The sequence below is a fragment of the Catenulispora yoronensis genome (assembly GCF_039531695.1).
Taxonomy (GTDB): Bacteria; Actinomycetota; Actinomycetes; order Streptomycetales; family Catenulisporaceae; genus Catenulispora; species Catenulispora yoronensis.
The window spans coordinates 1-6,450 of sequence record NZ_BAAAQN010000124.1 but is presented as its reverse complement, the minus strand read 5'-3'; the positions used below and the strand labels follow the sequence as shown (position 1 = coordinate 6,450).

Below are 6,450 nucleotides of genomic sequence, written 5' to 3'. Positions count from 1 at the left end.
CGACTGCCTCCCACAGAATCGGACCGACCCCCCACCCCGAAACTGCCACAAACAACGAACCCCCACACGCCCCAAGCACACCTATTTCCCCAGCTCAAAGACCCCGTTCGGAAAGACAACAGGCACTGAGCCTTGAGCCTTGAGCCTTGAGCCTTGAGTCCTGAGTCCTGAGTCCTGAGTCCTGAGTCCTGAGCCTTGAGCCTTGAGCGCCGAGCCCGCAAGCTCTGAACCATGAGTCCTGAGCTCTGAGCCCTGAACCATGGGCCCTGAACCATGGGCCGTGAGCCGTGAGCCCGGAACTGCGAGCCCTGAGCCCGCATCCGGGCCGGTTCCGATCCCGTTTCCGTTCCCGCGCGAGCGCGGTTCGGAAATTGTCAGTGCCACCCTCTAGGGTCGTTCCCGTGGTGGACAACCAGGCGGTGAGCGGCGTCCAACCCCGGGTCCCGGCGCCCGCCCCGGCCGCCGACCGGCTGTGCACCGGCCTGAGCTGGTTCGAGGAGCGTCCCGCGCTGACCGCCGTCGAGGGTGGCGACCTGCGGCTCAAAGCCCTCATGCCGGGCACCCGTCTGGCCCTGACCTGGTCCGGCCGCCGCCGCTGCGTCGGCTGGACCGCGCCCGGCACCGGCCGCACCGCGTGCGCCGACGACGCCGGCATCGACACCGCGTCGAAGCTGGCGCAGTGCCCGGCCTGCCAGAGCCGCGACCACGGCCTGGCCGTCGCCCGCGACCGCGTCACCGACGACGGCCGCACCTATCAGCTGTATCTGGCCTGGTTCGCTCCGGGCATGCTGAAGGTCGGGATCACCGCCGAGCAGCGCGGCGTCGCCCGGCTCCTGGAACAGGGCGCCATCGGCTACACCCTGATCGCGACCGGCCCGCTCCCGGCCATCCGCCGCGCGGAGCTCACCCTCTCCTCGGCGGGTCTGGCCAAGGAGCGCTACCGCTCCCGCGCGAAAGTCGAAGCCTGGTGGGCCCTCCCGGAAACGGACGGACTGCGCTCGGCACTCACCGAAGCCCGCACCCGAGCCCTCCGGATCCTGGCCGACCACTCCATAGACCCGATCCCCGACGGTCCGATCATCGACAACACCGCCTTCTTCGGCCTCGCCGACGGCGCCCCGGCGACCTATCACGAGGTCGAGGCGCTGGAGGAGAGCGGCACTTTGGCGGGAGAGGTGCGCGCGGTGATCGGCAAGCACGTGTTCGTGTCGGTGGCCGACGGCGCGCCGTTGCTGCTGGACACGCGGTTGCTCGCGGGGCGGACCACCGCGGTGGCGGGGGAGGACGCGGTGGTCGCGGGAGTGCGGACGGCGGAGCGTCGGCGGCCGTTGCTCTACGACACGCCGACGCTGTTCTGAGAACCACCGCGTTCTGAGAACCACCGCGTTCTGAGAACGGCCACTCGCGGTATCCGAGCACCGCTACCCGAAGCGAGCACCGCTACCCGAAGTAGCCCTCGATCTCCCCGTGCGCCAGCACCCCGCTCCGCCCGAACCCGAACGTCCCCTGCTCCGCGATCTCCTTCGCACCCAGGATCGCCGCGCTCATCGCCGCCCGGGACAGGTTCGACCCGAGGCTGATCCGGCGCACGCCCCACTCGCCGAGCTGCTCCACCGTCGCGTCCAGGCGCGCGCCGCCGGCCAGGACGTTGACCGGCTTCCCGACCTCGGACACCACCGCGCGGATCTGCTCCTCGGAGGTGAGGCCCGGGGCGAACAGCACGTCGGCGCCCGCCGCCTCGTAGGCCTGGAGGCGGGCGATCGTGTCCTTCAGGTCGTCGCGGCCGTAGAGGAAGTTCTCGGCGCGCGCCGTCAGGGTGAAGGGGAACGGCAGCGCGCGCGCCGCCTCGATCGCGGCCTGGAGGCGTTCGAGGGCTGCTTCCACGGGGATGACGCCGCCGTCGATCGCGTCCTCGATGGACCCGCCGACCAGGCCGTGCTCGGCGGCCAGGCGGATGGTCTCGGGGATGCCGTCCGCGTCGGCGGCGAAGCCGTTCTCCAGGTCGCCGGCGACCGGCAGGTGGGTGGCCTCGACCAGGGCGCGGGCGTTGGCCAGGGTCTGGGCGCGGGTGATGGTGCCGTCCGCGGTGCCGAGGGAGTGGGCGATGCCGGCGCTGGTCGTGGCCAGTGCGCGGAACCCGAGGGCGGTGAAGGCTTTGGCGGTGCCGGCGTCCCAGGCGTTGGCGATGACGAAGACGTCGGGGCCGGTGTGCAGGGCCTGGAAGGCTTCGGCGCGGCGGTACTGGTCTTCGGCGGTCAGCAGGCTCATACCGGAACCCTATGCGGTGGACCTTTCGGCGAGCGCCGCAATATCCGCCAGGTCGGCCCGGAGGGCGTCGGGGTCGCCGGGGGAGGTGTCCACGGCGAGGTGGGGGACCGGGGGCGGGGTGTCCGGGCGGATCGCCGCCGCCCAGGCGTCGAAGGACGCGAGCTTGGCGGCGTCCTCGGGACGGCCGCGGGCGATGACCCGGTCGCGCAGTACCGCGACGTCGCATCGCACCCACAGCAGACGGACCGTTCCGCCGCCCAGCTCGGCGCACCAGCGGGCCCAGCGGTCCGGGTCGCGGATCTGCGCCGTGAACGGGGCCACCAGCAGGACCGGGCAGCCGTTCGACCGGATCTCGCGCGCGGTGGCCGTCATCCCACCGTATTCGTGGACCTTGATGTGCTTGTCGTACCAAGCGCCTTCGCGCTCGCCGTATTCGCGCCCGGACGCCTCCAACGTCGCCGCGACGAACCCGCCGTAGAGGGTGTCCTTGTCCAGCACCGCCGGAACCGGGGAGAGGCGGCGGGCCAGGAGCGCGGCGACGGTCGACTTCCCCGCTCCCGGCGCGCCGGCGACCACCCACAGATCGGCGGGGTCGCCGGGCTCTGTCGAGAACATGCGCCGAGCCTAGACCAGCCCCGGCATCAGCCCCGGGACCAGTCCCGGCGCCAGTCCCGAGACCAGCCCCGACGTCAGTCCGGTCACGCCGCCGAGCGTGTCAGCACACGTGGTCGGCCTCGCGTGCGCCGGATCCAGCGCGTTCGCGGCCTCGTGGAACGCCACGCCGTCGACCGTGCCGATCAGCACATGCTCCGACACGTCCAGCGGGCACAAGTCCTGGACCACCACGTTGTGCACGTGCGGCCCGGCCAGGAACTGGTTCGTCACCGGCGTCACCAGCTCGTCCAGGCGTGTGACGATCGTCGTGTACCGCACGCCCGGAACGGTGTCGCCGCCGGCGTCCAGCCGCGCGTTGAAGTCCGATCCCACGAACTGCTCCACGCACGCCGGGCACGCCGTCCCCAGCACCTGCGTGGCTCCGGGTACCTGCTGCGCCACCGTGAACAGCCCGGAGGCGGTGCCGCCGTGGTTCGTCGGCGCGATGCCGACCAGCGTGTGCACCTTCGGCGCGCCCCCGAGGAACTTCAGGTAGTAGCGCGGCAGCGGGCCGCCGCCCTGCGAGTGTCCGACGATGTCGACCTGCGCGGCCCCGGTCGCGGCCAGCACCTGGTCCACGTAGGCCGCCAGTTGCTGGGCCGAGCTCTCGATCGGCCCGATGGCGTGCACCGCCGGGATGCCGGCGTACTGGCCGTAGTCCAGCTCGAACACGCAGTAGCCGAGCGCGGCGAAGTACGGGCCGGCGACCACCCACTGGTCGGCCGGGTTCGTGAAGGTCCCATGCAGCAGCACCAGCGGGCGCGGATGCGCGGCGCTCGGGCGGCAGCCGAAGTCGTCGATGCCGGAGGAGGTTCCGGACGGCGAGGCCGCTGCCGGCCCCGCCGTCACCGTCGCGCACGCCGCGAGCAGCGCCGCGGTCGCCAGGCCGATGGCCCGGTGTCGCAGGGTTCGTAGAGGGTTCGATCCCGGTCGCATACTTCCTTTCTAGGGCTCCGGCGCGCCGCCGTACATTCTCAACACCGTGACTTTCACCCGTGCGGCCCCGGCGGCCGCGCCCCGGGCCGGGGTATTGACGTCGGCTCCAATTTACCCGAGGGTAACTTCGAGCGAGCGGCACTTCTTCGCGGACAGTCCCCACGGATCGGCCCGGGATCGAACCCGGTCGCCCCAGCTCCCGAGAAAGCAGGTACCGACCATGCCCGGCCCGGCAGGCGCGACCATCGACGGCGGCGGTTCCCACCTCGCGGTGGCCGCGACCCTGGTGCGGGCCGGGGTGATCCGGCCGGGACCGCCGCATCGCAGCGTCGGGCAGCTGCGCGCGCTCATGGCCTGGGGCGCCACCATCGCCGGCGGTTTCCGGGCCGCCGCCGCCCGCACCCCCCACGCCGAGGCGGTGATCGACGAGCGCGTCGTGCTCACCTACCGCGAGCTCACCACCCGCGCCACCCGCCTGGCCAACGGCCTGCAGGACCGCGGCGTCCAGCCCGGCGACAAGATCGCGCTGCTGTGCCGCAACCACGCCGGCATGGTCACCTGCTTCATCGCCTGCGCCGAACTCGGCGTCGACGCGGTGCTGCTGAACACCGGCCTGTCGGCCGGCCAGCTCGGCCAGGTGCTCCAGGAGCAGCAGCCCAAGGCGGTGATCGCCGACACCGAGTTCGACGCGGTGCTCGGCGGCTGCCCGCGGGACACGCTGCGCGTCAACGCCTGGCCCGAGCCCGGCGCCGAGGTGGCGCTCACCCTCGACGAGGTCGTCGACAGCGCTTCCGCCGCCGACCGCAGGCCCCCGGCCAAGCCCGGCCGCATCATCGTCCTCACCTCCGGCACCACCGGCGCCCCCAAGGGCGCGCGCCGCCCCAACCCGCCGGGCATCGGCGCGGCCGCCTCGATCCTGAGCCGGATCCCGCTGCGGGCCGGCGAGCGGATCCTGGTCCCGGCGCCGATGTTCCACTCCTGGGGCCTGGCCGCGCTCCAGATCGCCATGCCGCTGCGCGCCACGCTGATCATGCAGCGCCGCTTCGACCCGGAGGCCACGCTCAAGGCGGTCCAGGCCAAGCGCCCCACCGCGATGTTCGCGGTGCCGGTGATGGCGCAGCGCATGCTGGACCTCGGCGAGGACGTCATCAAGAAGTACGACACCTCCTCGCTGCGCATCGTCGCCCTGTCCGGCTCGGCGATCCCGGCCGCCTCGGTGACGAAGTTCCTCGACTCCTTCGGCCCGGTCCTCTACAACTTCTACGGCTCCACCGAGGTCTCCTGGGCCTCCATCGCCGACCCCAAGGACCTGCGCCAGGCCCCGACCACGGCCGGCCGGCCGCCGCTGGGCTCGAAGATCGTGATCCGCGACGTGGACTCCGGCGAACCGGTCCCGACCGGCAAGGTGGGCCGCATCTTCGTCTGGAACGACATGCTCTTTGAGGGCTACACCAACGGCGCCAACAAGGAGACCGCCGACGGCTACATGGCCACCGGGGACCGCGGCTACGTCGACGCCCACGGCCTGCTGTTCGTCTCCGGCCGTGACGACGACATGATCGTCTCCGGCGGCGAGAACGTCTTCCCGCGCGAGGTCGAGGAGCTCATCTCCGCGCAGCCCGGAGTCCGCGAATGCGCCGTGATCGGCGTGCCGGACGACGAGTGGGGCCAGCGCTTCGCCGCCTACGTCGCCCTGCTGCCCGGCGCCGCGATGACCGCCGAGGAGGTCAAGACCCTGGTGAAGGGCAGCCTCGCGCGCTTCTCGGTGCCCCGCGACGTGCACTTCGTCGACGAACTGCCGCGCAACGCCACCGGCAAGGTGGTCAACCGGCTGCTCGCCGACTGACCGGCCGCCGCCCCGCCCCCCACACCACCCAAAGCGGTCATCGCCACCACCGCTCGCCCTGCCGGCGCCGGCCTCGCCACGGGCCGGCGCCGGCCCTTTCGGCCCCGGTGCCCCGGCCCTTTCGCCCCCGGTACCCGGCGCCGCCGCACCGCCTGCCCATCGCGTCCGTCCGACCAGGGAGGGCACCGTCGTCATGCCCGCGAACCGCAGCGAAGTCGCCGGCCCCAAGGGGACCCGGTCCCGCGTCCTGCGCATCCTGATGCGCTCCGGCATCCTGGTGCCGGGCCGTCCGGACCGCAACGCCCGCCAGCTCAGCAGCCTGAACCGGTGGGGCGCCACCGTCGCCGGCGGCTACCGGGCGGCCGCGGCCCGCTCGCCGCGCCGCCTCGCGGTGATCGACGAGCGCCGCGAGGTCACCTTCCGCGACCTGCACCGCCGCGCCGTCCGGCTGGCCGACGGCCTGGAGCGGCTCGGCGCCCGGCCCGGCGACCGGGTCGCGATCCTGTGCCGCAACCACGCCTGGTTCGTCGAGACCGTCCTGGCCTGCGCCGAGCTCGGCGCCGACGTGATGCTGCTGAACACCGGCCTGTCGGCGCGCGCCACCGCCGAGGTCCTGCGCGCCCACCGGCCGGCCGTGGTGGTGGCCGACGCCGAGTCCGCCGAGCACGCCGCCGCCGCCCGCATCGCCGCGCCGCTGGTCATCGCCTGGCCCGACGCCGCCGGTCCGGGCGCCGCCGGACCGGCCG

General features: G+C 73.0%; 6 protein-coding genes. 3 read left to right on the top strand and 3 right to left on the bottom strand.

Going from position 1 to position 6,450, the window contains the following annotated elements:
* Positions 1-401: 401 nt before the first annotated feature.
* Complete coding sequence (locus tag ABD481_RS46190) at positions 402-1,358, top strand: DUF2797 domain-containing protein (protein ID WP_344672294.1); 957 nt, start codon at positions 402-404, stop codon at positions 1,356-1,358.
* 82 nt (positions 1,359-1,440) lie between these two features.
* On the opposite strand, the gene ABD481_RS46185 is transcribed toward ABD481_RS46190, so the two are convergent.
* The 3 genes from ABD481_RS46185 to ABD481_RS46175 are packed head-to-tail and all read right to left on the bottom strand — an operon-like array spanning position 1,441 to position 3,858.
* Positions 1,441-2,268 (bottom strand): isocitrate lyase/PEP mutase family protein, encoded by an 828-nt coding sequence (locus ABD481_RS46185; RefSeq protein ID WP_344672293.1) that lies wholly within the window; start codon positions 2,266-2,268, stop codon positions 1,441-1,443.
* A 9-nt stretch (positions 2,269-2,277) separates the two neighbouring features.
* A complete protein-coding gene (locus ABD481_RS46180) occupies positions 2,278-2,883 on the bottom strand; it encodes a P-loop nucleotide/nucleoside kinase family protein (RefSeq protein ID WP_344672292.1) in 606 nt (201 codons plus the stop codon).
* Positions 2,884-2,892: 9 nt separating this feature from the next.
* Positions 2,893-3,858 (bottom strand): esterase/lipase family protein, encoded by a 966-nt coding sequence (locus tag ABD481_RS46175; RefSeq protein ID WP_344672291.1) that lies wholly within the window; start codon positions 3,856-3,858, stop codon positions 2,893-2,895.
* 220 nt (positions 3,859-4,078) lie between these two features.
* Between ABD481_RS46175 and ABD481_RS46170 the strand changes: the two genes are divergently transcribed.
* Positions 4,079-5,704 carry an AMP-binding protein gene (locus ABD481_RS46170; protein ID WP_344672290.1) on the top strand — a complete coding sequence of 542 codons (1,626 nt, stop codon included), beginning with the start codon at positions 4,079-4,081 and terminating at the stop codon, positions 5,702-5,704.
* A 193-nt stretch (positions 5,705-5,897) separates the two neighbouring features.
* The coding region (locus ABD481_RS46165) for an AMP-binding protein (RefSeq protein ID WP_344672289.1) at positions 5,898-6,450 on the top strand (553 nt) is incomplete at its 3' end.

What these genes read in the sequence shown, in the direction of transcription:
- ABD481_RS46185 (WP_344672293.1), bottom strand. Translation starts at nt 2,268, where the DNA reads ATGAGCCTGCTGACCGCCGAAGACCAGTACCGCCGCGCCGAAGCCTTC.
- ABD481_RS46180 (WP_344672292.1), bottom strand. Translation starts at nt 2,883, where the DNA reads ATGTTCTCGACAGAGCCCGGCGACCCCGCCGATCTGTGGGTGGTCGCC.
- ABD481_RS46175 (WP_344672291.1), bottom strand. Translation starts at nt 3,858, where the DNA reads ATGCGACCGGGATCGAACCCTCTACGAACCCTGCGACACCGGGCCATC.
- ABD481_RS46170 (WP_344672290.1), top strand. Translation starts at nt 4,079, where the DNA reads ATGCCCGGCCCGGCAGGCGCGACCATCGACGGCGGCGGTTCCCACCTC.